Raw genomic sequence first — 25,915 nt, 5'->3', positions numbered from 1 at the left:
AACCGCCCGCGACCACTGCTGACGCGTTCGGACCCGGGGAGATCGCGCCATGTCGCGCATACGCTCTGTCGCCACCGCCACTGTTCGTGACCGCCGCGCCTTCCTGGCCGCAACAGGGGCGGTGTCCCTCTCCGCGGGCATCGGCCTCGCGCTGCGGCCCGGTTCCGGCGAGGCCGCCGCGCACACCGCCTCGACCCAGGGGCAGCCCCTCGCGGTCTCCCGCCCGGCGCCGGCCGCGCCGCTGGCTCCGTACACCCGCGGCACCACCCTCTCGACGGTCGCGGTCCCGCGCGGCGGCTCCGGGTACCGGCGGCTCGGCGACGGGCCCGCCTGGTCGCGCGTCGTCCGCGGCGACCTGGCCGCACCCAAGGCCGGCCGGGGCGAACGGCGTACCGCGCTCGCCGCGTTCGTGCAGTTCACCGACCTGCACCTGGTCGACGTACAGTACCCGCTGCGGTACGAGTACCTGCGCTCCCAGACCGCCAGTGCCTGGCGCCCCCAGGAGGCCCTGTCCGTACCCGGCGCGGTCTCGCTCGTGGAGCGGGTCAACGCGCTGCGCGGCGCCCCCGTCACCGGCTCGCCGCTGCACTTCGTGATGACCACCGGCGACAACACCGACAACAACGCCAAGACGGAACTGGACTGGTTCCTCAAGGTGATGAGCGGCGGCCGGATCACCCCCAACTCCGGTGACCCGAACCGCTACGAGGGCGTCCAGAACAGCGACCTCAAGCTGTACTGGCAGCCCGACGCGGCCCTGCGCGACGCCGACAAGCAGCTCGGCTTCCCGCGCATCGACGGTTTCCTCGCCGCCGCGATCCGCGAACTGCGCAGCCCCGGCCTCAATCTGCCCTGGTACTCCACGGTCGGCAACCACGACTCCCTGCCCGGCGGCTGCTACGCGCCCGGCGACTCCTTCTTCACCGACTTCGCGGTCGGCGGCAGGAAGCTGATGACCCTCGACGAGTCGGAGGGCGTCGCCATCTGGAACAACGTCAGGAAGGGCGGCGACCCCAAGGGCGCGGCCTTCAAGGCGATGCTCAAGTCCCAGGCAGGGAAGATGCGTTCGGTCACCCCGGACGAGGGCCGCGCCCCCTTCACCCCCGCCGAGTACCTCCAGGCGCACCTCGACCCCGCGCACACCGGAGCCGGTCCCATCGGGCACGGCTACTCGCAGGCGAACCTCGCCGCGAAGACGCAGTACTACACCTTCCGCATCGCCGACGGCCTGCTCGGAGTCAGCCTCGACAGCACCGACCCGGGCGGCCACTACGAGGGCTCGCTCGGCACCGCCCAACTGCGGTGGCTGGAGCGCACGCTGAAGGCGGCCGAGAAGAACAAGGAACACGTCGTCGTGTTCAGCCACCACACCAGCAAGTCGATGCGCAACCTCCGTGAGGACCCGGCCCACCCGGGCGAGCGGCGGCACGGCGGCGACGAGGTGCTCGCCCTCCTCGGCAGCTACCGCTCGGTACTGGCCTGGGTGAACGGCCACAGCCACAAGAACAAGATCACCCCGCACTCCGCCCCGGACGGCCGTTCCTTCTGGGAGGTCTCCACCGCCTCCCACATCGACTTCCCGCAGCTCGCCCGGGTGATCGAGATCGTCGACAACCACGACGGCACGGTCTCCCTGTTCACCACGCTCATCGAGTCCGGCGCCCCGCACGGCACGGACTTCGCCGACCTCACCCAGACGGGCCTCGCCGCCCTCTACCGGGAACTCTCCTTCAACGCCCCGGGCGCCCGCACGGACCTGAGCGGCGAGCCGGGCGACCGCAACACGGAGCTGGTACTGAAGAAGGGCTGAGCGATTCGCCCTCTGCGCGATCCTCCCGGCGGGGCACTCACGAGTTGTTCAGGTAAGCCAGCACCGCAAGCACCCGCCGATGCCCACTGTCACTCGGCGGCAACCCCAGCTTCAAGAACACATTCCCGATGTGCTTGCTGACAGACCGCTCGGTCACGGCAAGCGCCTTGGCGATCGTCGTGTTGTCATGCCCCTCAGCCATCAGCTGGAGAACCTCACGCTCACGAGGCGTGAGTGAATCGAGCGGCGAGTCCCGCCGCCGCACCAGCAGCTCCGACACCACCTCGGGGTCCAACGCGGTCCCCCCGGACGCGACCCGCTCAAGCGCGTCCAGGAACTCGTCGACCCGCCCCACCCGGTCCTTGAGCAGATAGCCGACCCCGCTCGCCCCACCGCCGAGCAACTCCGCGGCGTACGACTCCTCGACGTACTGCGAGAGCACGAGCACCGGCAGCCCGGGGATCTCCTTGCGGGCCGCGAGCGCCGCGCGCAGCCCCTCGTCGCGGAAACCGGGAGGCATCCGGACGTCGAGCACGGCGACATCGGGGCGGTGTTCGAGCAGCGCGGGCAGCACCTCGGGCCCGCTGCCCGCGACGGCCACCACCTCGTGCCCGGAGGAGGTGAGCAGCAGGACGAGCCCCTCCCGCAACAGGGCGTTGTCCTCGGCGATCACCACACGCACGGCAGCTCCACTTCGATCACGGTCGGGCCCCCGGCGGGGCTGGTCAGCCGAAGGGTCCCGTCGAGCGCGGCGACGCGGCGCTGCATTCCGAGCAGCCCGGAACCGCCTGCCTCGTCGGCGCCGCCCCGGCCCTCGTCCCGTACGGTCACCCGCAGCCCCCTGTCCACGCGGACGAGGCGGACCTCGGCCCGCTCCGCACCGCTGTGCTTCGCGGCGTTCGTCAGCGACTCGGCGACGACGAAGTACGCGGCGGCCTCGACCGCCGCCGGGGCCCGCGCCCCGTCCCGCTCGCTGTCTGCGTCCTCCAGGCCGTCCACGGTCACGGCCACGTCCAGGCCGCTGCTCGCGGCCAGTGCCCGGACCGCGCCGGCCAGACCGCGGTCGGTGAGGATCGGCGGGTGGATGCCCCGTACGACGTGCCGCAGTTCGGTCAGGGCCTCCTCGGCCTGGTCCTGGGCGTCGTCGAGGAGCCTGCGCGCGGCCTCGGGATCACGGTCGTACGCCCGCTTGGCCAGCCCGATCCGCATCGACAGGGAGACCAGCCGGGCCTGTGTGCCGTCGTGCAGGTCCCGCTCGATGCGCCGCAGCTCGGCGCCGTGCGCGGCGATCGCGCCGGCCCGGGTCTCGGTCAGCTCCTCGACCCGCACGGCGAGCTCCGCCTTGGGGGAGGGCTTGAGCAGGGCGGTCGACCACTTGGCGTCGAGGTCCGCGAGCCGGCCGATCAACGGCAGCACGACGGCCTCGCGGCGCAGCAGCCCGCACCACACACCGTCGACGAGCAGGCCGAGCGGCCACAGCGGGATCGCCAGATACGGCAGGCAGCCGTAGGCGTAGTAGGCGACCATCCAGCGCAGATCGGTGAACGTGCCCGGATCGCGGACGGCCGTACGCACCCGCTCGCGCACCGTGCCCTCGACGGGCTGGTAGGCCTCGGGGATCTCCTGGCCCGTCCACGCGGCCACCATGCGCCGCTTGGCCCCGGCGATCCGGCGCACCAGCAGCACCGTCTCGGGCAGCAGCCCGATGGCGACCACGCTGACCGCGCCGATGGCCCCGATCAGCAGGACCGTGACGAAGAGGTACGAGCCGAAGGACAGCACGGCGGCAGGCGCGAGCTGACGTGTGGCCCGCGCGGCCTCCAAGACTGTCTTCCGCATGGCGATCAGAGTAGGCGAACGGGCGCACGTGCGGACGCGTGGCCGGCTTCCTTTGACCAGCGGACACCTTCCCTTGACCTGCGGCCACCTCGCTGCCGACCTGCGGCGCCTACCTGCCGGCCCGCCCGTGGTGTAGCCCGCTACACCTCCGGTTCGGGAGGGCGCTCCCTCGTGGCGGCGGGCTGATCCCGGGATCGTTGATCTCAGTTGATCCCAGCCGAACTCGGCCTGTCGCGGGAGTTCTCAGCTCCCCCACCCGAAAGGAAACTCCCCATGAAGGCGCTGCTCTCCTCGAAGCCGGTCCTGTGGTTCCTGTTCCTGTTCAACCTCGTCGTCGCCGCGGCCGCGCCCTTGGTCGTGGACGGTTCGCAGGGCGTCATGACGGCCGTCGGCATGGGCGTCGTCTCCCTCGGGGCGGGCCTGAGCCTCCTCAAGGGGCGCGGACAGGGGCAGCACGCCTGAGCTGCTCCAGAAGGGCCGAAACCCGCTCAACCGCCGCAGTCGCAGGCAACCCGTACGACATGCCACCGGGTCCCTCCCGTCGGTTCACCACGACGGACACGACGGATGGGACACGACGACATGACTGCATCCCGCACGCTGCGCCTCGGACTGACGACCGCGGTCGCACTGGTTGCGGCCTCGCTCACGGCTCCGGTGGCCATGGCCTCCCCGGCCTCCTCCTCGGCCCCGGCCCCGGCCCCACTCAGAGACCACGGCGCGACCCAGCGGGCGATGGATGCCGCCGTGCAGGACGGCGTCCCCGGTGTGGCCGGGCAGGTCAAGGACAAGTACGGGACCTGGAAGGGCACTTCGGGCGTCGGCAACCTCAAGACGAACAAGCCGCGCTCGGCCGCCGACCGTTACCGCGTCGGCAGCATCACCAAGACGTTCGTGTCGACGGTGCTGCTCCAACTGGAGGCGGAGGGACGGCTCTCGCTCGACGACAAGGTGGAGACGTGGCTGCCGGGCGTGGTCCGCGGAAACGGCCACGACGGCAGCAAAGTCACCCTCCGCCAGCTCCTCAACCACACCAGCGGCATCTTCAACTACACCGACGACGAGGACTTCGGCCGGACCTACTTCCTGAAGGACGGCTTCTTCGAGCACCGCTTCGACCGGCTGTCGCCCGCGCAGCTCGTGAAGATCGCCACGGCCCACAAGCCGGACTTCGAGCCGGGCACCTCCTGGAACTACTCCAACACCAACTACGTACTGGCCGGGATGGTCATCGAGAAGGCCACGGGCCACGCGTACGGGGACGAGGTCAGGCAGCGCATCATCGAGCCGCTCGGCCTGAACGCCACCACGGTCCCCGGCACGAACCCGCACGTGCCCCGCCCCAGCAGCCGGGCCTACGGCAAGCTCGCTGAGACGGCGACGGGCCCGACCTACGACGTCACGGAACTCAACCCCTCCCTCGCCTCCGCGGCGGGCGAGATGATCTCCGACTCGGGCGACCTCAACCGCTTCTACTCGGCGCTGCTGCGGGGCAAGCTGCTGCCGAAGAAGCAGCTCACCGAGATGAAGACCACCATCAAGGTCGACGCGATCCCGAACGCCGGCTACGGCCTCGGTCTCATCGAACGCAAGCTGAGCTGCGGTGTCGTCGTCTGGGGCCACGGCGGCGGCATCCACGGCTCGAACTCGGAGGCCGTCACGACGGCGGACGGCCGCCACTCCCTCGCCTTCAACTTCAACGGCGACTGGTCGGGGGACAGCGAGGCGGTGATCGAGGCGGAGTTCTGCGCCGGGTAACCGCCCGGACGGACGGTGGGCCGGGTGGGCGCGCACAGGCCGCTCACCCGTTCCCGGGAACCGTGTAAGACCTCAACGGAGAATTCCGGGCGGGCAGTCGGCGACGAAGCGGAGATCCTCACAGCGCGAGCCATGAGAATCCTCCTCGTTCACGAGGGGGAGAAGTCAAGAGCTCGGAGTTCACCCAGCAGCCCAGCCGACCATATGGGCGACGGAGTGCTCCATGGGCGGTTCCTGGGTCGGGCAACATCGCCGAGCTGGAGGCCGCCGCCCCCGACCGCGCGTGAAGGGGCGGGCCCCCCCCGGTCTCTCGGGGGTCCGCCCCTTCACTCCCCTCCTGACGCCGTCCCGGTCCGTCACGACCGGGGCAGCACCACTACATACGCGGCCGGGTCGCGGTCCGCTGAAGCCATCAGGGCCGTACGTACGACCGTTGCCTGCTGTTCCATCGAGTCCCGGAGCTTCTTCGGGGTGATGTGGACGACCGTGATACCGAGCCGCTCCAGGTGCTCGCGCTTGCGGGCGTACTCGGACCACATGGCGTCGTCGTCCTGCCGATGGCCTTGGCGGGGCGCGCGGGTGTCGAGTTCGAGGGCGACGGCGTGGTCGGGCCAGTACGCGTCGAGGCCGCCGAGGTGCGGGCCGCCGGGCAGGCGGAGGTCCACGTTCCAGACCGGGTCCGGCAGACCGTGCTCGTGGACCATGCGGTAGAGGTGGTCCTCCGCGATGGCCCGCCCCTCGGCGAGCAGCGAGTCGACGGCGTCCACGACGTGCGGGCGGCTCAGCAGCCGCGCCTGCGTCAACTCCTTCACCACGGCGGCCGGTTCGCAGTGCCCGCCGCGTACGGCCTCGGTCAGCAGCCGGCGTACGACACCCGCGTCCGCGAGGTCGGCGACCGCGTCGGCCAGAGCGCGCGGGACGGGGGCCACCGGGATGCCGGTGATCTGCTGGGGTTCCGGCATGCCCGGCGTACGGACGATACGGACGCAGCCCGTCGAACGCAGCCGGCGCAGGCGCGGGACGAGAACGTCGATGCGGTCCAGGGAGAGAAGCGGGGGCGCCGAGGAGAAGCGGTGCAGGGCCAGCGCCGCCAGGCCGGTGATCATCGCGTCGGTGTACCGCTGCGGGGCGTGCGGCTCGCCCGCGCCGGGCTGGGCGGGGACCGCCGGTTCGGCGGCGGGGGAGCGGGCCGCGTACAGGAGAACCGCGTGCAGCCGCTCCTCGCTGGTGGCCGGGCCCGGACGGAGCAGGTACACGCCCGGCAGAAGCTGCTGCCAGGTGCCGCCCGGCCTGCACTGCGCGTTGATGTCGGCGGGGCTCACGCCCTGCGAGCGCAACTGGGCGGTGGTCAGGACACGGAGCTGAACTTCGGACAGGTGGCGGAGGGGCCGGGGGGAGAGCGGGGTGTTGTGGTTCATGACCCGAGGATTTCCCGCCCCCCATCCCCCTGCTAACCGCTGTTACACGCCCGTCGACAAAACCGGACAAGCTCGCCCTAAAGTGCAAGCGTTCGACTGCCGAAACCCCCTGGTCCGTACGGGGGTCACGGCACTGATTACCCGCATTCCGTAACTGTTATGGACGGGACGAAAGTCAACACGCCGAGCTCGTGGCCCCGTTAGGGGCGCGGGGATTAGGGGCGCGGGGAACGGCGCAATCTTTTAGGGGCGCGGGGAACTGCGCGACCAGTCCCCACGTACCCGCACGAGACCACGAACCGCACCCTTCATTCGCCGACGGCACCCGCACCGTCACACGCCTGCCCCCGCAGGGCCCGCCCCAGATCATCACGAGCCTCCAGAACCAGCCTCCGAAGCGCCGGCGCAGCCTCCCCCCGGGCGGCAAGCCACGCATCCGCCGCCTCCAAGGTCCCCCGAGAATCCTGCAGCGAAGGGAACAACCCCTTCACCACGTCCATCCCGATCTGGATCGACCGCTCACCCCACACCCGCTCGATCACCTCGAAGTACTTCGACGCGTACGGAGCGGTCAGCTCCCGGTGCGACGACTGGGCGAAGCCCGCAATCGTGGCCTCGACCAGCGCGTTGGACAGCGAGTCCGACTCGACGACGGACGCCCACGCCTGGGCCTTGACCGCCGCGGAGGGCCGCGCGGCCAGGCACCGCACCTGATGACGCTTGCCCGACGCCGTGTCGTCCCGCGCCAGCTCGGCCGCGACGACGCCCTCGTCCGCGACCCCGTGCGCGGCGAGCGGCTCCAGGAGAGCCCAGCGCAGCTCCTGGTCCACCTCAAGTCCGTCGATCTTCGCCGTGCCCTCCAACAGCCCCTGGAGCAGCTGGAGATCGGCCTCGCCGGACGCGACCGCCGCGAAGAACCGCGCCCAGGTCAGCTGGTGCTGGCTGCCGGGCTCGGTCAGCCGCAGCTCGCGCAGCGCGCCCTCGGCGAGCAGCCGTCCGCCCTCGCCCCGCCACTCGGGAGCCGCGTAGTGGGTGAGCGCGGAGTTCGCCCACGCGTGCAGCATCTGGAGCACGCCGATGTCGGTCTCGCGGCCCGCGAAGCGCAGAACCAGGTCGATGAAGTCCCGGGCGGGCATGAGCGCGTCGCGGGTCAGGTTCCACAGCGCCGACCAGCACAGGGCGCGGGCCAGCGGGTCGGTGATGTCGCCCAGACCGTCCCGCAGGGCCGCCAACGAGCCCTCGTCGAACCGGATCTTGCAGTACGTCAGGTCGTCGTCGTTCACGAGCACCAGGTCGGGAGCCTCCGTGCCCACCAGTTCCCCGACGACCGTGCGCGGTCCTTCGACGTCCACCTCGGCGCGCGCGTACCGCTCCACCACGCCCTCGGGCGACCGCCGGTACAGGCCCACCGCCACCCGGTGCGGGCGCAGTTCGGGATGCGACTCGGCCGCCTCCTGGAGGATCGCCAGCTCGGTGACGCGCCCCTCCGAGCTCAGAATCACCTGCGGTGTAAGGGAGTTGACCCCGGCGGTCTGCAGCCAGGACCGCGACCAGGTGGCCATGTCGCGCCCACTGGTCTCCTCCAGGACGGACAGCAGATCACCGAGCTGGGTGTTCCCGTACGCGTGCCGCTTGAAGTAGCGGCGGGCGCCCTCCAGGAACGCGTCCCGCCCGACGTACGCCACCAACTGCTTCAGAACAGAAGCGCCCTTGGCGTACGTGATCCCGTCGAAGTTGAGCTTGGCGTCCTCCAGGTCACGGATGTCGGCCGTGATCGGGTGTGTGGAGGGCAGCTGGTCGGCACGGTACGCCCAGGACTTGCGGTTGTTGGCGAAGGTGATCCAGCCGTTCGTGAAGCGGGTCGCCTCGACCATCGAGAACGTGCCCATGAAGTCCGCGAAGGACTCCTTCAGCCACAGGTCGTCCCACCACACCATGGTCACCAGGTCGCCGAACCACATGTGGGCCATCTCGTGCAGGATCACGTTCGCCCGGCGCTCGTACGACGCCTGCGTCACCCTGCCGCGGAAGATGAACTCCTCGCGGAAGGTGACGAGTCCCGGGTTCTCCATCGCGCCGAGGTTGTACTCCGGCACGAACGCCTGGTCGTACTTCCCGAACGGGTACGGGTAGTCGAAGTTGTCGTGGAAGAAGTCGAGCCCCTGCTTGGTGACGAGGAAGACGTCGTCGGAGTCGAAGTGCCGGGCCAGGCCCTTGCGGCACATCGCGCCGAGCGGGATCTCCAGGCGCGTACCGTCCTCGAAGACGCGCTCGTAGGAGTCCGTCACATAGTGGTACGGGCCCGCGACGAACGCCGTGATGTACGTCGAGATGGGCTTGGTCTCGGCGAACTTCCAGACCCCGTCGGCGAGTTCACCGACGCCGTTGCTCCACACGACCCAGCCCTCGGGGGCCCGCACCTCGAACCGGAAGGGCGCCTTGAGGTCCGGCTGCTCGAAGTTCGCGAAGACACGGCGGGAGTCGGCCGGCTCGTACTGCGTGTAGAGGTAGACCTCGCCGTCCTCCGGGTCGACGAAGCGGTGCATGCCCTCGCCGGTGCGGCTGTACGCGCACTGGGCGTCGACCACGAGCTCGTTGTCCTCGGACAGGTCCTCCAGGAGGATGCGCGAGCCGTCGAAGACCGCGCCCGGGTCGAGGTCCCTGCCGTTCAGCGAGACGGCCGTGACGCTCGGGGCGATCAGGTCCGCGAAGGTCGTGGCACCCGGCTCGGCGCTGCGGAAGCGGATCGTCGTCACCGATCGGAAGGTGCGCGGCCCGGCATCCGTACCGCCCACCGCGGAGCGCAGGTCCAGGGACACCTCGTACCCCTCGACGGACAGCAGTGCGGCCCGCTCGCGGGCCTCGTCGCGGGACAGATTCTCACCGGGCACGGGCGGCACTCCCTCGTGGCGTCATGGATACGCGTCGGGTACGCGTCTGGGTACGCGTGAACAGCACCGATCCTGCCATGTGCCCCTGACCCCGGACACCCGGGAATGGCACAGGTGACCGGTTGCGTTGGGGCTGAAGGACACGACTGAGAACCCCCAAGACCCGCACCGGGATCCGTACCGAGGAGAAGCATGTCCGAGCAGACCGCGCAGACCGCCGGCAAGACCCCCGTCGACTTCTGGTTCGACCCGCTCTGCCCCTGGGCGTGGATGACCTCGCGGTGGGTCCTGGAGGTGGAGAAGGTCCGGGACATCGAGGTCCGCTGGCATCTGATGAGCCTCGCCGTACTGAACGAGGACAAGCTCGACGACCTGCCCGAGGAGTACCGCGAGTTCCTCGGCACGAAGGCGTGGGGCCCGGTCCGCGTCGTCATAGCGGCCCAGGAGGAGCACGGCTCCGAGGTGCTCGGCGATCTCTACACCGCGCTCGGCACCCGCTTCCACAACCAGGGTGAGGGCCCCGGCAAGGAGATCGTCGCCGCCGCCCTGAAGGACGTCGGCCTGCCCGAGTCCCTTCTGGACCACTGGGACGACACCCCGTACGAGCCCCAGCTGCGCGCCTCCCACAAGGAGGGCATAGACAAGGTCGGCCAGGAGGTCGGCACCCCCGTGATAGCGGTCCCCGGCTCCGACGGCGAGCAGATCGCCTTCTTCGGCCCGGTCGTCACCCCGGCCCCCAAGGGTGACGAGGCCGGCAAGCTGTGGGACGGCACGCTGATGGTCGCCTCGATACCGGGCTTCTACGAGATCAAGCGCACGCGGACCAAGGGCCCGGACTTCAGCAACCTCTGACCGGGGGAGCCGGCAGCGGCGGGCTCGGTCGGCTCGGCTCGGTTCGGCTCAGCTCGGTTCGGGCAGGCGCAGAGGCTCCCTGAACGGCTTCTCGGTGAAGTAGGTCCGCAGGTTGCGGCACTGCTTGCCCTCGTCGTTCAGGGGCGCCAGGCACACCATGAATCCGTCCACGTTCTTCTCACCCGTCTCCTTCTTGAGCCAGGCCGCTTCCTGGGTTTCCAGGAAGCGGTGCTCTTCCTCAAGGCTCTTGCAGGTGAAGCAGCTTCGCTTGCGCATCCGGTAACCATCACCCGGAGCCTCCCGTACCGGAAGACCCCCGCGAGTCACGTCCTCGCGGGGGTCTTCCCTCTTGCCGCCTGCCCGCGCGAAAGGTGAGAAGACGATCACGAGGCAGGTCGCTTCGGGCCGCCCTCGGAGGGGCGGGTCGAGGCAGGTTCAGGGGGCGAGCAGCAACACATCGGCGCGGGACCTGGCGGCCCCGTAACGACGTGCCACGTCCTGCCAGTTGACGACCTGCCACATGGCGTCGATGAAGTCGACCTTCTGGTTCCGGTACTGGAGGTAGAAGGCGTGCTCCCAGGCGTCGAAGACCAGGATCGGCACCGAGCCCTGGCCGACGTTGCCCTGGTGGTCGTAGATCTGCTCGACGATCAGGCGGCCGCTGAGGGGCTCGTACGCGAGTACGCCCCAGCCGGAACCCTGAGTCGTCGCGGAGGCCTTCGTCAGCTGGGCCTTGAACGCGCCGAAGGAACCGAAGGACTCGGTGATGGCGTCGGCGAGCTCGCCCACCCCGTCCGACGCGAGGGGCTCACCGCCGCCCTCGCCCGTCATGTTGTGCCAGTAGATGCTGTGCAGGATGTGCCCGGAGAGGTGGAAGGCGAGGTTCTTCTCCAGCCCGTTGACCGAACCCCACGACTCCTTGTCCCGCGCCTCGGCGAGCTGGTCCAGGGTGTCGTTCGCCCCCTTCACGTACGCCGCGTGGTGCTTGTCGTGGTGCAGCTCGATGATCTCGGGGCTGATCACGGGTGCGAGCGCGGAGTAGTCGTACGGCAGTTCGGGAAGTGTGTAGACGGCCATGCCAGGTCCTCTCCGACCTCTTATTGCAAACTACTTGCAAGTGCACGCTAGCAGCAAGAGGGTGGGAGGGTGCGCGGGGCACACGAAAAGCGCCCCCGGGCGGGGGCGCTTCACTTGATGGCTGTTCGAGAGTGTGCGGGTGCGTGGGGGCTGGGCGCGCCTACGCGGCGGAGCCGTAAATCGTCACAGCCCCGAGCCCCTCTAGGGCTGCGCAGTTCCCCGCGCCCCTAAGGGGCGCGATCCGCCCTTGCCTTCTGCCAGGCGTAGCCGGCCGCCGCCAGTGCCAGTGTCATCCCGCCCGTCGAGTACAGCTGCACCCGGGTGTCCGGTTCCCGGACCATCAGGATGAAGATCGCCAGCATGCCCGCGAGGGCCACCCAGGTCAGTACCGGGAACGCCCACATCCGTACGACCAGCTTCTGTGGGGCCTCGCGTTCCAGGCCGCGGCGCAGGCGGAGCTGGGAGACCGCGATGAAGATCCAGACGACCAGGATCACCGCGCCGATCATGTTCAGCAGCCAGGGGAAGACGTCGTCGGGGCGCCAGTGGCTCAGCAGGACGCAGACGAAGCCGAAGACGGAGGAGGCGAGGACCGCGGTCCGCGGGACGCCCCCCGACACCCGGCCGAGGGCCTTCGGTCCCTGCCCCCGCTCCACCAGCGAGTACGCGATGCGCGAGGAGCCGTAGATGTTGGCGTTCATCGCCGAGAGCAGGGCGACCAGCACGACCACGTTCATGAGCTGGCCCGCGCCCGGAATGCCCAGGTGGTCGAGGGCGGCGACGTACGGGCCCTTCTCGACGACCGCCTTCGAGTCCCACGGGACGAGCGTGACGATGACCGCCATCGAGCCGATGTAGAAGAGCGCGATGCGCCACATCGCGGTGCGCACGGCGCTCGCGACACCCCGGACCGGGTCCTGCGACTCGGCCGCCGCGATGGTGACGGTCTCCAGGCCGCCGTACGCGAAGACCGAGGCGAGCAGGCCGATGACGAGCCCCTCGCTGCCGTTGGGCAGGAAGCCTCCCTCGCCGGTGAGGTTCGTGAGGCCGGGGGAGTCCGTGCCGGGCAGGACCCCGGCGATCGCCAGCACGCCGAGCACCAGGAACAGCGTGATCGCGCCCACCTTGAGCGCGGCGAACCAGAACTCGAACTCGCCGAAGTTCTTCACGGCGGCCAGGTTCGCTACGCAGAAGACGACCATGAAGAGGGCCACCCAGGCCCACTCCGGCGTACCCGGCAGCCAGCCCGTCACGATCTTCGCGGCGCCGATGCCCTCCAGGCCGACGGCCGTGCAGAGCAGCACCCAGAACGACCAGCCGGCGGTGAACCCCGCCCACGGCCCGATCGCCCGCTCGGCGTGCGCGGAGAAGGAACCGGACGACGGATAGGCGGCCGACATCTCGCCGAGCATCCGCATCACGAGCATGACGAGCAGACCGGAGACGGCGTACGCGACGACGATCGACGGGCCGGCGGCCGCGATGCCGGCGCCTGAGCCGACGAACAGGCCCGCGCCGATCACCCCGCCGAGGGCGATCATCGACAGATGGCGCTGCTTGAGGCCGTGCGAGAGCGAGACGTCCGCGTCGGGAGTGCCGGGCGCGGGGTCGTGGGTGGTACGGGACATGAGTGCGGGTGGGTCCCTTGCGTGCGAGGGCAAAAACGCCCACAGTCTGGGCAGCCCCTCCGCCCGCACGGAGAGGCTGCCCATCATGTGGACGAACTCGACACGGAGTGCGAGATTCCGATTACGCGGCCGTCGGGTACGTGGCGACGACGTGTAGTGCGAGGCGTCCCCCGCGATCGAGTAGCTCTCCTTGCCCTCGATGCCGACCGGCACGTCACCGGCGACCGTCACCCGGTTCAGGCGGCGCGGCAGACCGTCGTAGTTGTCGATGGCGTAGTGCTGGGTGATGCGGTTGTCGAAGAGGACGAGCTGGTTCGGGGACCAGCGGTGGCGCAGGACGTTCTCTACCCGTCCCTCCCTGGGGGCTCCGCCCCCAGACCCCCGTATCGCGCTGCCGCGCTCGTCCTCAAACGCCGGACGGGCTGGAGGTGTCGGCCCGGGCCGCGAAGCATTCAGCCCCTCCGGCGTCCGAATCTTCAGCCCCTCCGGCGTTTGAGGAGCGGGGGTTCGGGGGCTGGCCCCCGAAAAGGGACGGGAACGGGTAGGGGCGGCGGGGGCGAGAATCCTTTGGCGGGACCCTACAGATGGCGTCAGCCCGCATCCCGTCGGGAACCCCACCCCACCTCAGTGACCAGCATCACGCCCCCACGGGTGTACACCACACTCTTTGTAAGAGGTCCACCACACAGCGGATCCCCCCTTTGTCGACCGCTGACGGTGCTGCCCCCAACCCCCCTGGGATAGCGTCACCGTGTCCCGAACTGCCCACACCCGCCGGAGCCCCCATGACCACCGCCGTCGCCCCCACCCGCCCGGGCCAGGTAATCGCCGACCTGCTCCCCGCCTCCCGCGTAAGGGACGCCGCACTCGTGGTCGGCGGCGCCGCGCTCACGGGCCTCGCGGCCCAGATAGCGGTCCCGGTCCCGGGTTCCCCGGTCCCGGTGACGGGCCAGACCTTCGCGGCCCTCCTCGTAGGTACCGCACTCGGCACCGGCCGAGGCCTCGCCTCCCTCGCGATCTACGCACTGCTCGGCCTCGCAGGCGTCCCGTGGTTCGCCGAGGGCAGCGCCGGCGCCACCGTGTCCTTCGGCTACATCCTCGGCATGCTGCTCGCGGCCACCGTCGTGGGCGCCCTCGCCCGCCGCGGCGCCGACCGCTCGGTCGTACGCATGGCCGGCACGATGCTCCTGGGCGAGGCGATCATCTACGCGATCGGCGTCCCGTACCTGGCGCTCGCCGCCGACATGACGATGACCCAGGCCATCGCGGCCGGCCTCACCCCGTTCCTCCTCGGCGACGCGCTCAAGGCCGCCCTCGCGATGGGCGTGCTGCCCACCGCCTGGAAGTTCGTCAAGCGCGAGAGCTGACGGACACGTCGTAGTTCCTGCGGAAAAGGTTCGCCGGGTCGTACACCGACTTCAGCCCGGCGAGCCTCTTGTGCGTTGTGGAGTCGTACAGCCCCTCCGCCGCACGCCCGCCCGCCCCGAACGCGAAGTTCAACGCCCGCCCGATCGTCCACGGCTCCACCGCGGCGAGCGCCCGGTGCAACCGCTCCCGCGCCGGATCGTCGACGCCACCGAGGACCCGTACGAGGAAACGCCCCTCGCGATGCGGCACGGCGTTCGGCCGCGGCTCGGCCAGCGCTCCGCCGAGGTGGTTGATCTGGACGACGTACATCGAGGGCGCGTCCGGGCCGGTCAGCGCGAGGAGTTCGCCCGCCGCGGCCACGTCCAGCCGGCTCAGCACCGCGCTGTCCCCGTAGTACGCGTGCGGGAAGTCCGGGTCGGAGTGGATGGTGCGGCTGTCGGCGTACGGCATCTCGCGCAGCGAGTCCGAGAGCACCGGGCCGATCCCGCGCAGCGGCGCGACGAGCCGCTCACCATCGGCACCCGTGTACGCGACCCGCACCGACACGACGTACCGCCCACGCAGATGTGACGGCAACGCCGGAACGTCCGGACAGGGCACGGCCGCGAACGACGACGTCAGACCGTCCGGGGCGGTCGCCGTCCAGCGTTCGTACGCGCTCAGCGCCGCCACCGGATCCACCGCGCGCCCGTCGAAGGCGAGAGATCCGCCGTACAGCCGCGTCACCAGTACGAGCCCGATCTCCAACTCCGTCACCACACCCAGGTTCGCGCCGCCACCGAGCAGTCCCCAGAACAGCTCGGAGTCGTCGGAGCCATCGGAGTCGGGGGTCACGTGCCGGAGCCGGCCGTCCGCCGTCACGACATCCAGGGAGTGCACGTGGTCGGCCGCGTACCCGAACTCCCTTGCCAGGATGCCGAGTCCACCGCCCAGCGTGTACGCGACGGCTCCCACGCCCGGCGCCGAACCTCCCCCACTGCCTTAAGGGCGTGGGAGGTGCCCCCATTGCGGGGCGAGCCCGTACGGCTCGGCGGCCGCGACGACCTGGCTCCAGCGGACGCCCGCCTGCACACGGACCGTGCGTGCCTCGGCGTCGACCGCCACGCGGTCCATGCGCTTCGTCGTGATCAGCACACCGCCTTCCGACGCCTCCGGCAGGCCGTGCCCGGTGGCCTGCACACCGACCGGCAGCTCCTCGGCGGCGGCGTACGCGACCGCGGCGGCCACGTCGTCGGCGGAGCGCGCGGCGAACACGACATCGGGCCGCTGTGCGAACCCCGTCTGGAATCCGGCGAGTTCGTCCTCGAATCCGGGGTCGCCGGGCACGAGAACAAGACGGTCGGGGGTGATGAAGTCCTGCAGGCTCACGGGGTGTCTTCGCGGCTCTACGGCTCTACGGCTGAATGGCTGTGCGGCGCCATGCTGGCCGGATTACCTGACATCCGCCGTCAGCTTTTCCCCACGTCCTCCCCGGGCGCGACGGCGCCTCCGCGGTGAGACCGCGGAGGCGCCGTACGCGTACCTGTCGTGCAGTCGTGCAGTCGTGCAGTCGTGCAGTCGTGCAGTGGGGTGTGGAGGCCTACGACTCACTCCGCTGGGGCCGCCGCTGTGTCCACCACAGGCCCGCCGCGCCCGCGGAGATCAGCGCCGCGCCGACCGCGCCGAGCGGCAGGATCCGGTCGGCCGGGCCGGTCTTGGGCAGTTCCTTGCCGCCCGACTTGTCACCGCCGGCCTTGTCACTGCCCGGGGTGACCGGGCTGTTGTCGGTGCCGAGCAGGAGCGGTGTGGCCGGTGCGTTCGGCGACGGGTTGTTCGCGCCGAACGGGACCGGGCCCTGCTGCCAGAACGTCTGCTTGCCGTCGGCGTCCTGGACGGGCAGGCAGATCTTGCCCTCCTTCTTCAGATCGAAGGTCGCGTCCACGGCGTACGACTTCGACTTGCCGGCCGCGAGGTTGTCGATGGCACATGCGAAACCACTGTTCGAACCTTCGGGGAGGTCTTTCTCGGCGATTTCCGCACAGCCTTCTACACCCTTGACCGAGAGGCCATCAAAACCGACCACAAGCAGTCGGATTTCGCCGCTGTCCTTCGTCCCCCCGTTCTTTACCGTGGCGGTAATCGCCGTTTCCTGTGAGCTGTTGTCGACCTCGATCTTCTCGGGCAGCATGGTCGTCAGTTCGACACCCGCGGGCGCCTTGTCAATGGCCTTCCCACCCTTGCCACTCATCGGCCCTTCGTCGTCCGCGCCGGCGGAGAAGGAAAAGATCATCACTGCCGAGAAAGATGCAGTGAGCAGCGATCCAGTGGCGATCGTCATGCGACGAGAACTCATGTTCGTCCCCCTTGTATCCCCCTGACTGCGCCTGAATTCGCAGTCTTTGAAGTGGTACCACAAGATTTCTCCCCACTATGCTGGTGCGGCACGAAGTTGTGACCATTGTGCTTCTTTGCGGTTCTTGTGTGGCGGGTGTTGAAGGGGGGCATGGGGGTGCCGGAAATAACGAGGGGCGGTATTCCGGGATTGCTGGTGACGGGCCGTTACCGGCTGGCCGAGAGCATTGGTCAGGGGGGAATGGGACGGGTGTGGCGCGCCGTCGACGAAATCCTCGACCGACAGGTCGCCGTCAAGGAAATGCGCATCGACGGCATGGACCAGGAGGACAGCAGGACCCGCCGCGAACGAACCCTGCGCGAGGCCAGGGCAACGGCCCGGATCGACCACCCCAACGTCGTGCGCGTGTACGACGTGGTGGACCAGGGGGAACGGCTGTGGATCGTGATGGAACTGGTCGACGGCCGTTCCCTGGACCGGGTCCTGGCGGAGGACGGACCGCTGAGCCCGCGCGGCACGGCACGGATCGGGCTCGGACTGGTCGCCGCGCTCGGCCAGGTGCACGCGGGGGGCGTGCTGCACCGGGACATCAAGCCGGCCAACGTACTGGTCGAGCGGCGCGCTGGCCGGGTCGTCCTCACCGACTTCGGCATCGCCGCGATCCAGGACGCCGAGGCGCTGACGATGGCGGGAATGCTGGTCGGCTCCCCCGACTACATGGCACCCGAGCGGGTCTCCGGCCGCCCTCAGGGCCCGCCGTCCGACCTCTGGTCCCTCGGCGCCACCCTCTGCGCGGCCCTCGGCGGCCGCTCGCCCTTCTCCCGCGCGACCACCCTCGCCACCCTGCACGCCGTGCTGTACGAGGAGCCGGAGATCCCGTCCGCGGCGGGCGAGTTGAGGGAGGTCCTGACGGCCCTGCTGTTCAAGGACCCGTCGGTACGGCCCGGCCTGGAGGAACTGGCGGCAATCCTCGGGCCGGTGGCGGACGGCAGTACGGGGGCGTCCGCGCCGCCGGGTGCGACGGCGGGGCTGGGCACGGCGGTCGGTCCGGAGCAACTTGTGCCGGCTGAGCCGGCCGAACTGACCGAGTCGGCTCGGCCGGTCGGCCCGGCGCAGGGCGAGAGGACGGCTCCGGGAGCGGCGACGGAGCCCGGAGAAGGAGAAGGAGGAGTAGAGGGAGCAGAAGGAGAAGGAGGAGCGGGAGCGGGAGGAGAAGGAGCGGGAGCGGGTTCTGAATCCGGTCCGGCATCGGGGCCTGCTCCAGGACTCGGGTCCGAGTCCAGGTCCGGATGGGAGTCCGGATCCGGCTCCAGCTCCGGCTCAGGCCTCGGGTCCGGTTCCGGGGCGCGATCGGGATCCGTACCGGCGGCTGCCCGTACGGCCGAGTCCGCACCCGGTGCCGCCGGTCAGGCACCACCGGAGCCGCGCGTGGAGGCCCCGGCCCCGCCGGCCGAGCCTCCGCCGCCGACCGAGCACCCGACACCTCCGTTGCTCCGGATCCCGGTCCTGGAGCCGCCGCCCGTCACTCCGCCGACGGGCGAGGGCACCCCGAGGCCGGCGGAGCCGGTGGAGGACGCGGTGCCGGTACGGCGTACACCGACGCTGTGGAGTGCACCCGAATCCGAAGAGGCGGCCGACCCCGCCTCTGCCGCCGGCCCAAGCTCAGCCCCGACCCCGACCCCGACCCCGTCTCCGGAGGAACCGGCCGCCCCCGAACCGCTCCCCGCAGAGCCCGCAGAGCCCGCAGCGCCCACCGGCCCCGCACCCCCCGACCCCGAGAACGCGTCCTCCGAGGCCCCGCCCGAGGGAACTCCGGAGATCCCCTCCGCGGGAGCGGCCGTCGGATACCCCTTCCACGCGTCCGGCATCCGGCCGGAAGGGCCGGAACCGGCGGCCAACCGGAACAACTCACTGCCCACCAGGCCCAGGTCCGCCCCGATGCCGCCGGGCGAACCGCTCGGTCCCGCCGTACCGGCCGACCCGCGCCGCGGCCGGACCTGGAGCCGGAACCGTAAGGGAGTCGTGGCCGCCGCGGGTGTGGTCGTCGCCGGTGTCGTCGCAGCCCTGGTGATCCCGGCGCTCGGCGGATCCCCCGACGACAAGGACAAGGCCTCTCCGTCGTCCTCCTCCTCCGCCACCGGCGGCACCGCGTCCACGCCGCCCCCCACCGTCGCGGGCACCGCCCGGCCGCCCACCCTCCCGGAGGGCTCCCGTACGGAGGCCGGCATGTACGCGTGGGTCCCGCCCGAGGGCTGGGAACGGGTGGTGCAGAGCGGCGCCGAGGTCCACTACACCTCCCCGGACCGCCAACAGGAGATCCTCGCCAACGCGGCTCCGGCCAGGGGCGACCTGATGGACCAGTGGACGAAGACGGAGAAGGACACCAGTAAGGGCCTCGACTACCAGCGGATCCGGCTGGAGGAGACCACGTTCCGCGACGCGCCCGCGGTCGTCTGGGAGTACACGGTCACGGCCAAGGGACTGCCCTGGCACGCCCGGCTGCTCGGCTTCAACGCGGACGGCAAGTACTACGAGATCACCACGTGGTACCGCCCCGACATCGAGGACCGAGCACTCCCGGTCTACGAGGAGGTCAAGGACAGCTTCACGCCCCTGTGACGCACGAGCCGGAGACCCATCAACAACGACGACGCCTCCGTGGAGAATCCCACGGAGGCGTCGTACAGAGAACAGGTCTGAGCCGTCAGACCGTCAGACCGTGGAGTCCTGCTCCTCCTGCAGCTCGGCCCGGGCCTTCCCGCGCCGCACCTTCTCCAGTACCAGCGCGATGCCGACGACGACGGCCGCGACGAGAAGCGACAGCAGTACCGTCTGGCGGCCGTCGTGCTCGGTGTCGGTGAGCATGTAGCCGAGGACGAAGACGATCAGCGCGATCGTCGCGTACGTCAGATACGGGTACAGCCACATCCGCACGACCAGCTTCTCCGGAGTCTCGCGCTCGATGATCTTCCGCATCCGCAGCTGCGAGAGGCAGATGACGAGCCAGACGAACAGGGCGACCGCACCGGAGGAGTTGACCAGGAAGAGGAAGACCGAGTCGGGGAACTCGTAGTTGAAGAACACCGCCACGAAGCCGAAGACGACGGAGGCGATGATCGCCGTCAGCGGCACACCACGGCTGGTGGTACGGGCGAAGGCCTTCGGGGCGTCACCGCGCTGGCCGAGGGAGAAGGCCATGCGGGAGGCCGTGTAGAGGCCGGAGTTGAGACAGGACAGCACGGACGTCAGCACGATGAACTTCATGATCTCGCCGGCGTTCGGGATGCCGAGCGAGTTCAGGGCGGCGACGTACGAACCGTCCTTCTGGATGGCGTCGGAGTCCCAGGGCAGCAGCGTGACCACGACGAAGATCGAGCCGAGGTAGAAGACGCCGATCCGCCAGATGATGCTGTTGGTGGACTTGGTCACCGCGCGCTGCGGGTTCTCCGACTCGCCCGCCGCGAGGGTGGCGATCTCGCTGCCCATGAAGGAGAAGACGACGAGCAGGATGCCGGTCAGGATCGCGCCGGGCCCGTTGGGCAGGAATCCGCCGTGGTCGGTGAGGTTCCCGAGCCCTGCCGTGTCGCTGTCGACACCCGGCAGTACGCCGAAGACCGCGAGCCCGCCGATGACGATGAACGCGCCGATCGCGACGACCTTGATCCCGGCGAACCAGAACTCGAACTCGCCGTACGAGCCGACGGAGACCAGGTTCGTCGCAGTCAGGACGACCATGACGATGAGCGCCCAGCCCCACTGCGGTACGGCGGGGATCCAGCTCTCCAGGATCACGGCACCCGCGGTCGCCTCGATGGCGAGCACGACGACCCAGAAGAACCAGTACAGCCAGCCGATCGAGAACCCGGCCCAGCGGCCGAGCGCCCGGTCCGCGTGCGCGGAGAACGAACCCGAGGTCGGATTCGCGGCGGACATCTCGCCGAGCATCCGCATCACGAGGACGACCATCGTGCCGACGAGGGCGTACGACAGGAGGATGCCGGGGCCCGCGGTGGCGATGCCGGAGCTGGAGCCGACGAACAGGCCGGCGCCGATGACTCCGCCGATGGCGATCATCGAGAGGTGACGGTTCTTGAGCCCGGCCTGGAGACCGGCGTCGGGTCCTCCGGGTTCTCCGGGTCCGTCGGGGCCGTTTCCGGCCTTCGTCAGGGTCGGCTGCGAGGTCATAGGACGGTGTTCCTTTGCGCAGGGGACTGTGGGGGAGGGGACTGCGTGGGGGACTGCGAGCCACCGCAGATTCTGCGGATTCCTACGGGAAGCCCGTACGAGCGGTGTACGGGCGATGCACACGAGGTGCACAAGCCGGTCCAGTGAATCCCAGGTGAATGGATTCGTGAACCTTTGAATCCAGATCGTTACTTGAGGTTTCCTTGAGGTTCTGTAGTGTTACTCACACTTTTCCGTCATGCGACGCGGCGCATTTCGTGCGCCTGCCCCGACGGGGCCGATCGGAAACAGGCGTGTCACACTCGGACCATGCGCGTGTATCTCGGCTCCGACCATGCCGGTTTCGAACTCAAGAACCACCTCGTCGAGTGGCTCAGGGCGGCCGGGCACGAGCCCGTCGACTGCGGGCCCCTCATCTATGACGCCCAGGACGACTACCCGCCGTTCTGCCTCCGCGCCGCGGAGCGCACGGCGGCCGACCCGGGCTCGCTGGGCATCGTGATCGGCGGCTCGGGGAACGGGGAGCAGATCGCGGCGAACAAGGTCGAGGGGGTTCGGGCCGCTCTCGCGTGGAGCGAGCAGACCGCGGCGCTCGGGCGGGAGCACAACGACGCCAACGTGGTGGCTGTCGGTGCGCGGATGCACACCGAGGAGGAGGCGACCAAGTTCGTCGAGATCTTCCTCGGTACTCCGTTCTCCGGCGACGAGCGCCACATCCGCCGCATCGACATGCTGTCGACGTACGAGACGACGGGCGCCCTCCCGGAGATCCCGGCCCACCACCCGCAGGGCTAGGACTTTCTTCGCCCCCGCCGCCCCTACCCATTCCCGTCCCTTTCGGGGGCGCTGCCCCCGAACCCCCGCTCCTCAAACGCCGGAGGGGCTAAAGATTGCCTGGACTGGGCTGAGCTTCTATAGCCCAGTCCAGGCACATCTCAGCCCGTCCGGCGTTTGAGGACGAGGCCGTTCAGGCCGAAAGCGGGGGTCTGGGGGCGCAGCCCCCAGTTTCGGGAAGGGGTGGGGCTGGGGAAGAGAAACCGCTCGTACCGCACCCCAACCAGGAGGCCCCGTGCCCGAAGGGCACACCATCCATCGGCTGGCCGAGGACTACCTCTCCGGCTTCGGTGGGCGCAGGGCGCACGTCACCAGCCCCCAGGGCAAGTTCACAGACGCCGCAGCCCTGCTGAACGGCACGGAATTCACCACGGCGGAAGCCCACGGCAAACACCTCTTCCTCCGCTTCGAGTCCGAGGACTGGATCCACATCCACCTCGGCCTCTTCGGCAAGGTGAACTTCGGCACCACCCCGGCACCCCCGCCCACGGACACGGTCCGCCTGAGACTCGCGAACGACACCACGTACGTGGACCTCCGCGGCCCCACCACCTGCACACTGATCACGGACACGGAGAAGCAGGCGATACACGCCCGCCTGGGCCCGGACCCCCTGCGCGAGGACGCGGAACCGGCCGGCGCGTACACCCGCATCGCCCGCAGCCGTACGACGATCGCCGCCCTCCTCATGGACCAGAAGATCATCGCGGGCGTGGGCAACGTCTACCGCGCCGAGGTCCTCTTCCGGCACGGCATCGACCCGTACAGAGCGGGCAAGGACATCACGGCGGCCGAGTGGGACGCGATCTGGGCGGACCTGGTCGCGCTCATGCGCGAGGGCGTCCGCAACAACCGCATCGACACCGTCCGCCCGGAGCACGAACCGGAGGCGATGGGCCGCCCGCCGCGCAAGGACGACCACGGCGGCGAGGTCTACGTGTACCGCAGGGCCAACCTGCCCTGCCTCATCTGTGGCGGCGAGATCCGCACCGCCGATCTCGCCGCCCGCAACCTCTTCTGGTGCCCGACCTGTCAGAAGGCCTGAGGGCCGGTGCCGGCCTGAAGCCGTCGGATCCGACTGCCGACTGCCGACAACTGACAGGGCCCGATACGGCTCAGAAGCCGTGCGGCAGCCAGGGCGCCACGACGGAGGAGAAGCCGAGCGAGGCCTCCGCGAGGGCGCCCTGGCGCAGCTCCCGCACCCGCCCCGCCGCGGCGAGCGAGGCGAGGGACACGCCACCGAGATAGGCCGAACCCAACTCCCTTACGGACAGGGTGAGATCGGCCGCGTCGGCCGTCCGGGCACAGGACGCTCCCTTCGCGTCACCCGTGAGCCGCCAACGCCCCTCGTTCCAGGGGCAGAAGGCGTCCTCGACCTCGAACACGACGTCCACGGGCGCCTGGTACGTCCGTGCCTCCAGCGCCGCGCCGACGTCGACGAGCCGTACGTACAACGAGTCCCGGAACGACACACCGCACCGCCGGACGTCGGAGACCAGATGCTGCCAGGCGTCGTCGACGGGACGGCTGTGCGCCTTCACCGTCGACGTCAGGTCGATGCCGAAGAGGTGCTGCCACAGCGCGGCGTACGCGGCCGGGTCGAGCGCCTCCAGGTCGCGCAGTTCGACGGCGCCGCTGGGGCCGGCCGAGTCCCACTCCGGCTTGATGAAGTACCGGGCGTAGCCGACCACTTCGCCGTCCCGCTCCGCGAGCACGCACTGCAGTGGCGACGTGCCCTTGCGGTCGCTCTCCGGGTCGAGCAGCGGCAGCCGCTCCCAGCCGGGCCTGCGCTCCAGCATCCCGGGCCGGGCGGCCACGTGACGCGCGTACACGGCCTCGCAGGCGTCGCCCACGGCCGGTGCGTCCGGCGCCACGAGCCGCAGCCGTACGTCGTCCGTGCCCTGGGGCACCGACAGCCGCACCCGGGACGTGTCGATCTCGGCGCGCAGTTGGTGTGTCGCCACGCCGTAGCCGAACCGGCCGTAGATGACGGGCTCGGACGCCGTGAGCACGGCGAGCGACTCCCCCCAGGACCGTACGTCGTCCAGCTGGCGCCGCATCATCGACCGCAGCACACCGCGCCTGCGGTGCGTCGAGGAGACGCTCACCATCGTGACGCCGGCCGCCTGCACGGCGGCGCCGCCCGGGACGGTGACCCGGAACGTGAACGCCCCGGCCGTGCCCACACAGTCGTCACCGTCCCAGGCGCCGACGAACCGGTCGTGCTCCGTGAGGTCGCTCCACAGCGACCTCTCCTCGGGGGATTCCGCGACCCCGCCGAACGCGAGCTCCAGGTTCCCGTACCACTTGTCCCAGTCGTCCGGGCGCAGCACGCGCAGTTCTGTCGTCATGTCCTCATGCCTACCAGGGCAATCCGGGATGAGCGACTGTATTTCTCACCGCCCGGGGATGTCGGGTCCGCATCCGGCCGTACGCTCTGCGAGGGTCGGAATTCCCTGTGACTTCCGTCCCCGGACGGGGGACAAGTGGGACCTCCCGTGCCAAGCACCTGGTCCGATGGATAGGGTCCCGAACTAATGGCAGCAGGACGAGAGCGGCGCGCTGAAGCCGATACGTTCACGGCCCGGTTGAAGAAGCAGGTTCACCGGGTCCGCACCGGCCTGCGCAGATCCGCTGTCGACTACTTCCGCGGCGACGGCTCCGACTGGGTCGCGCTCGCCGGACTGCTGCTGACCATTCCCGTGATCGCCTGCCTCACACTCATGAACTCGGTCTGGTGCTCGCCGGCTCTGCTGGTCCTGCCGATCGTCGCCGGCGGGCTGCTGCTGCGGCCGTCGAGTCTGCTCGGGCTGTACGCCGCGGCCGCCACCGCGCTGATCGTGGAGTCCGTGAAACTCGGGCCGTACACGGAGGGGCCTTCCCGGGTGACGCCCGGGATCGTGCTGGTCGTGGCCGCGTGCGGGTTCTTCGGGTTGCTGATCGCCCAGTTCCGCAGCCGGGTGGGTGTGCCGTGGCGGCGGGGCGGGACCATGCTGTTCGATCTGCGTGAGCGGATCCGGGTGCAGAGCAAGTTGCCGAAGCTGCCGATGGGTTGGCATCGGGAGATGGCCCTGCGGCCGGCCGGTGGCCAGTCGTTCTCCGGCGACTTCGTCGTCGCGGCCCGTACGAACGGGGGCCGCACCCTTGAGGCCGTCCTGACGGACGTCTCCGGCAAGGGGATGGACGCGGGGTCGCGTGCGCTGCTGTTGTCCGGTGCGTTCGGGGGGCTGCTGGGCTCGCTTCCCCCGCACGCGTTCCTGCCCGCGGCGAACGGGTACCTGCTGCGCCAGGACTGGGACGAGGGTTTCGCCACGTCGATCCATCTGGTCCTGGACCTGGACTCGGGCGACTACGAGCTGTTCTCGGCCGGACATCCGCCCGGGCTGCAGCTCAGCGCGGGGAGTGGGCGCTGGGAGGAGAAGGCCGCGGAGGGGCCGCTGCTGGGGGTGTACGACGGGGCCCAGTTCGACCCCGTGAAGGGGTCGTTGCGGCCCGGGGACGTTCTGATGCTCTTCACGGACGGGCTGGTCGAGACGTCCGACCGGGACATCGTCGAGGGCATCGACCGCCTGACCGGCGAGGCCGACCGGTACGTGGCCGGGGGCTTCCACGGCGCCGCCTGGCACCTCATCGAGGCGGTCGCGAAGGACGTGAACGACGACCGGGCGCTGTTGCTGATCTGCCGCGAGGGGGCGACGACGGGGCCGACGACGGTCTGAGTCGTTCGTCTGCGTCTGCGTCTGCGGGTGCGCTGTGGCTGGGTGCGCAGTTCCCCGCGCCCCTGGGTGGGTGGGGGTTGCGGCTTGTCTCCTGGGTGCGGGGCCGTGTCGGGATGTGTGTCCGCAGCCGGTGACGTAAGGCGCAGTTGTCGCACGGTGGCCGACCACTGGTGTCTTCGTAAGCTGCGGACACACATCCCGCCA

General features: G+C 70.1%; 19 protein-coding genes and 2 pseudogenes. 9 read left to right on the top strand and 12 right to left on the bottom strand.

Annotation, left to right across the window (positions count from 1 at the left end; all coding sequences use genetic code 11):
- Positions 1-49: 49 nt before the first annotated feature.
- Complete coding sequence (locus ACZ5VQ_RS44075) at positions 50-1,810, top strand: TIGR03767 family metallophosphoesterase (RefSeq protein ID WP_469109923.1); 1,761 nt, start codon at positions 50-52, stop codon at positions 1,808-1,810.
- 37 nt (positions 1,811-1,847) lie between these two features.
- Here the strand turns inward: ACZ5VQ_RS44075 and ACZ5VQ_RS44070 are convergent, their stop codons facing one another.
- Positions 1,848-2,492 carry a response regulator transcription factor gene (locus tag ACZ5VQ_RS44070; protein WP_469109922.1) on the bottom strand — a complete coding sequence of 215 codons (645 nt, stop codon included), beginning with the start codon at positions 2,490-2,492 and terminating at the stop codon, positions 1,848-1,850.
- Positions 2,480-3,649, bottom strand: coding sequence for a sensor histidine kinase (locus ACZ5VQ_RS44065; protein WP_469109921.1), 1,170 nt, complete (start codon positions 3,647-3,649; stop codon positions 2,480-2,482). Before ACZ5VQ_RS44065 ends, ACZ5VQ_RS44070 begins: the two co-directional genes overlap by 13 nt.
- A gap of 273 nt (positions 3,650-3,922) precedes the next feature.
- Here ACZ5VQ_RS44065 and ACZ5VQ_RS44060 point away from each other — a divergent pair, with 273 nt between their 5' ends.
- The gene (locus ACZ5VQ_RS44060; RefSeq protein WP_469109920.1) at positions 3,923-4,111 is read left to right on the top strand and encodes a hypothetical protein; all 189 of its coding nucleotides are present in this window, start codon (positions 3,923-3,925) and stop codon (positions 4,109-4,111) included.
- A 120-nt stretch (positions 4,112-4,231) separates the two neighbouring features.
- Positions 4,232-5,407 (top strand): serine hydrolase domain-containing protein, encoded by a 1,176-nt coding sequence (locus ACZ5VQ_RS44055; protein ID WP_469109919.1) that lies wholly within the window; start codon positions 4,232-4,234, stop codon positions 5,405-5,407.
- A 356-nt stretch (positions 5,408-5,763) separates the two neighbouring features.
- On the opposite strand, the gene ACZ5VQ_RS44050 is transcribed toward ACZ5VQ_RS44055, so the two are convergent.
- Both ACZ5VQ_RS44050 and pepN read right to left on the bottom strand, forming a co-directional pair.
- Positions 5,764-6,825, bottom strand: a complete 1,062-nt coding sequence (locus tag ACZ5VQ_RS44050; RefSeq protein WP_469109918.1) for a hypothetical protein — start codon at positions 6,823-6,825, stop codon at positions 5,764-5,766.
- A gap of 308 nt (positions 6,826-7,133) precedes the next feature.
- Positions 7,134-9,716 carry an aminopeptidase N gene (pepN, locus tag ACZ5VQ_RS44045; RefSeq protein WP_469109917.1) on the bottom strand — a complete coding sequence of 861 codons (2,583 nt, stop codon included), beginning with the start codon at positions 9,714-9,716 and terminating at the stop codon, positions 7,134-7,136.
- Positions 9,717-9,908: 192 nt separating this feature from the next.
- Between pepN and ACZ5VQ_RS44040 the strand changes: the two genes are divergently transcribed.
- Positions 9,909-10,568 carry a mycothiol-dependent nitroreductase Rv2466c family protein gene (locus tag ACZ5VQ_RS44040; protein ID WP_469109916.1) on the top strand — a complete coding sequence of 220 codons (660 nt, stop codon included), beginning with the start codon at positions 9,909-9,911 and terminating at the stop codon, positions 10,566-10,568.
- A gap of 48 nt (positions 10,569-10,616) precedes the next feature.
- Here ACZ5VQ_RS44040 and ACZ5VQ_RS44035 read toward each other — a convergent pair whose 3' ends face one another.
- The 4 genes and pseudogenes from ACZ5VQ_RS44035 to ACZ5VQ_RS44020 all read right to left on the bottom strand — a co-directional run.
- The gene (locus ACZ5VQ_RS44035; RefSeq protein WP_190227907.1) at positions 10,617-10,844 is read right to left on the bottom strand and encodes a hypothetical protein; all 228 of its coding nucleotides are present in this window, start codon (positions 10,842-10,844) and stop codon (positions 10,617-10,619) included.
- A gap of 159 nt (positions 10,845-11,003) precedes the next feature.
- On the bottom strand, positions 11,004-11,645 hold the full coding sequence (locus ACZ5VQ_RS44030; protein ID WP_469109915.1) for a superoxide dismutase: 642 nt from the start codon (positions 11,643-11,645) through the stop codon (positions 11,004-11,006).
- A gap of 227 nt (positions 11,646-11,872) precedes the next feature.
- Complete coding sequence (locus ACZ5VQ_RS44025) at positions 11,873-13,273, bottom strand: amino acid permease (protein WP_469109989.1); 1,401 nt, start codon at positions 13,271-13,273, stop codon at positions 11,873-11,875.
- A gap of 237 nt (positions 13,274-13,510) precedes the next feature.
- Positions 13,511-13,891, bottom strand: a pseudogene (locus tag ACZ5VQ_RS44020) (TauD/TfdA family dioxygenase); the annotation flags it as partial.
- Positions 13,892-14,058: 167 nt separating this feature from the next.
- Here ACZ5VQ_RS44020 and ACZ5VQ_RS44015 point away from each other — a divergent pair.
- Positions 14,059-14,640 carry a biotin transporter BioY gene (locus ACZ5VQ_RS44015; protein ID WP_469109914.1) on the top strand — a complete coding sequence of 194 codons (582 nt, stop codon included), beginning with the start codon at positions 14,059-14,061 and terminating at the stop codon, positions 14,638-14,640.
- Here ACZ5VQ_RS44015 and ACZ5VQ_RS44010 read toward each other — a convergent pair.
- Positions 14,624-15,967, bottom strand: a pseudogene (locus ACZ5VQ_RS44010) (FAD-binding oxidoreductase). The gene ACZ5VQ_RS44015 and the pseudogene ACZ5VQ_RS44010 overlap by 17 nt on opposite strands.
- A gap of 253 nt (positions 15,968-16,220) precedes the next feature.
- Positions 16,221-16,973 carry a hypothetical protein gene (locus tag ACZ5VQ_RS44005; RefSeq protein WP_469109913.1) on the bottom strand — a complete coding sequence of 251 codons (753 nt, stop codon included), beginning with the start codon at positions 16,971-16,973 and terminating at the stop codon, positions 16,221-16,223.
- A 240-nt stretch (positions 16,974-17,213) separates the two neighbouring features.
- On the opposite strand from ACZ5VQ_RS44005, the gene ACZ5VQ_RS44000 reads away from it, so the two are divergent.
- Positions 17,214-19,592 (top strand): serine/threonine-protein kinase, encoded by a 2,379-nt coding sequence (locus tag ACZ5VQ_RS44000; protein WP_469109988.1) that lies wholly within the window; start codon positions 17,214-17,216, stop codon positions 19,590-19,592.
- Positions 19,593-19,685: 93 nt separating this feature from the next.
- On the opposite strand, the gene ACZ5VQ_RS43995 is transcribed toward ACZ5VQ_RS44000, so the two are convergent.
- The gene (locus ACZ5VQ_RS43995) at positions 19,686-21,158 is read right to left on the bottom strand and encodes an amino acid permease (RefSeq protein WP_469109912.1); all 1,473 of its coding nucleotides are present in this window, start codon (positions 21,156-21,158) and stop codon (positions 19,686-19,688) included.
- A 309-nt stretch (positions 21,159-21,467) separates the two neighbouring features.
- Here ACZ5VQ_RS43995 and ACZ5VQ_RS43990 point away from each other — a divergent pair, with 309 nt between their 5' ends.
- The gene (locus ACZ5VQ_RS43990; protein WP_469109911.1) at positions 21,468-21,953 is read left to right on the top strand and encodes a ribose-5-phosphate isomerase; all 486 of its coding nucleotides are present in this window, start codon (positions 21,468-21,470) and stop codon (positions 21,951-21,953) included.
- A gap of 274 nt (positions 21,954-22,227) precedes the next feature.
- Complete coding sequence (locus ACZ5VQ_RS43985) at positions 22,228-23,037, top strand: Fpg/Nei family DNA glycosylase (protein ID WP_469109910.1); 810 nt, start codon at positions 22,228-22,230, stop codon at positions 23,035-23,037.
- 70 nt (positions 23,038-23,107) lie between these two features.
- Here ACZ5VQ_RS43985 and ACZ5VQ_RS43980 read toward each other — a convergent pair whose 3' ends face one another.
- Positions 23,108-24,343, bottom strand: a complete 1,236-nt coding sequence (locus ACZ5VQ_RS43980) for a GNAT family N-acetyltransferase (RefSeq protein ID WP_469109909.1) — start codon at positions 24,341-24,343, stop codon at positions 23,108-23,110.
- Positions 24,344-24,529: 186 nt separating this feature from the next.
- On the opposite strand from ACZ5VQ_RS43980, the gene ACZ5VQ_RS43975 reads away from it, so the two are divergent.
- Positions 24,530-25,711, top strand: a complete 1,182-nt coding sequence (locus ACZ5VQ_RS43975) for a PP2C family protein-serine/threonine phosphatase (RefSeq protein WP_362083467.1) — start codon at positions 24,530-24,532, stop codon at positions 25,709-25,711.
- Positions 25,712-25,915 lie beyond the last annotated feature (204 nt).

Source organism: Streptomyces sp. NPDC033178 (assembly GCF_055577685.1).
Note: the sequence above shows the minus strand (reverse complement) of the source record. Positions and strands in the feature narration are given on the sequence as shown.

What these genes read in the sequence shown, in the direction of transcription:
- ACZ5VQ_RS44075 (WP_469109923.1), top strand. Translation starts at nt 50, where the DNA reads ATGTCGCGCATACGCTCTGTCGCCACCGCCACTGTTCGTGACCGCCGC.
- ACZ5VQ_RS44050 (WP_469109918.1), bottom strand. Translation starts at nt 6,825, where the DNA reads ATGAACCACAACACCCCGCTCTCCCCCCGGCCCCTCCGCCACCTGTCC.
- ACZ5VQ_RS44055 (WP_469109919.1), top strand. Translation starts at nt 4,232, where the DNA reads ATGACTGCATCCCGCACGCTGCGCCTCGGACTGACGACCGCGGTCGCA.
- ACZ5VQ_RS44015 (WP_469109914.1), top strand. Translation starts at nt 14,059, where the DNA reads ATGACCACCGCCGTCGCCCCCACCCGCCCGGGCCAGGTAATCGCCGAC.
- ACZ5VQ_RS44060 (WP_469109920.1), top strand. Translation starts at nt 3,923, where the DNA reads ATGAAGGCGCTGCTCTCCTCGAAGCCGGTCCTGTGGTTCCTGTTCCTG.
- ACZ5VQ_RS44035 (WP_190227907.1), bottom strand. Translation starts at nt 10,844, where the DNA reads ATGCGCAAGCGAAGCTGCTTCACCTGCAAGAGCCTTGAGGAAGAGCAC.
- ACZ5VQ_RS44005 (WP_469109913.1), bottom strand. Translation starts at nt 16,973, where the DNA reads ATGAGTTCTCGTCGCATGACGATCGCCACTGGATCGCTGCTCACTGCA.
- ACZ5VQ_RS44040 (WP_469109916.1), top strand. Translation starts at nt 9,909, where the DNA reads ATGTCCGAGCAGACCGCGCAGACCGCCGGCAAGACCCCCGTCGACTTC.
- ACZ5VQ_RS43990 (WP_469109911.1), top strand. Translation starts at nt 21,468, where the DNA reads ATGCGCGTGTATCTCGGCTCCGACCATGCCGGTTTCGAACTCAAGAAC.
- ACZ5VQ_RS43980 (WP_469109909.1), bottom strand. Translation starts at nt 24,343, where the DNA reads ATGACGACAGAACTGCGCGTGCTGCGCCCGGACGACTGGGACAAGTGG.
- ACZ5VQ_RS44030 (WP_469109915.1), bottom strand. Translation starts at nt 11,645, where the DNA reads ATGGCCGTCTACACACTTCCCGAACTGCCGTACGACTACTCCGCGCTC.
- ACZ5VQ_RS44025 (WP_469109989.1), bottom strand. Translation starts at nt 13,273, where the DNA reads ATGTCCCGTACCACCCACGACCCCGCGCCCGGCACTCCCGACGCGGAC.
- ACZ5VQ_RS44065 (WP_469109921.1), bottom strand. Translation starts at nt 3,649, where the DNA reads ATGCGGAAGACAGTCTTGGAGGCCGCGCGGGCCACACGTCAGCTCGCG.
- ACZ5VQ_RS43975 (WP_362083467.1), top strand. Translation starts at nt 24,530, where the DNA reads ATGGCAGCAGGACGAGAGCGGCGCGCTGAAGCCGATACGTTCACGGCC.
- ACZ5VQ_RS43995 (WP_469109912.1), bottom strand. Translation starts at nt 21,158, where the DNA reads ATGACCTCGCAGCCGACCCTGACGAAGGCCGGAAACGGCCCCGACGGA.
- ACZ5VQ_RS44000 (WP_469109988.1), top strand. Translation starts at nt 17,214, where the DNA reads ATGGGACGGGTGTGGCGCGCCGTCGACGAAATCCTCGACCGACAGGTC.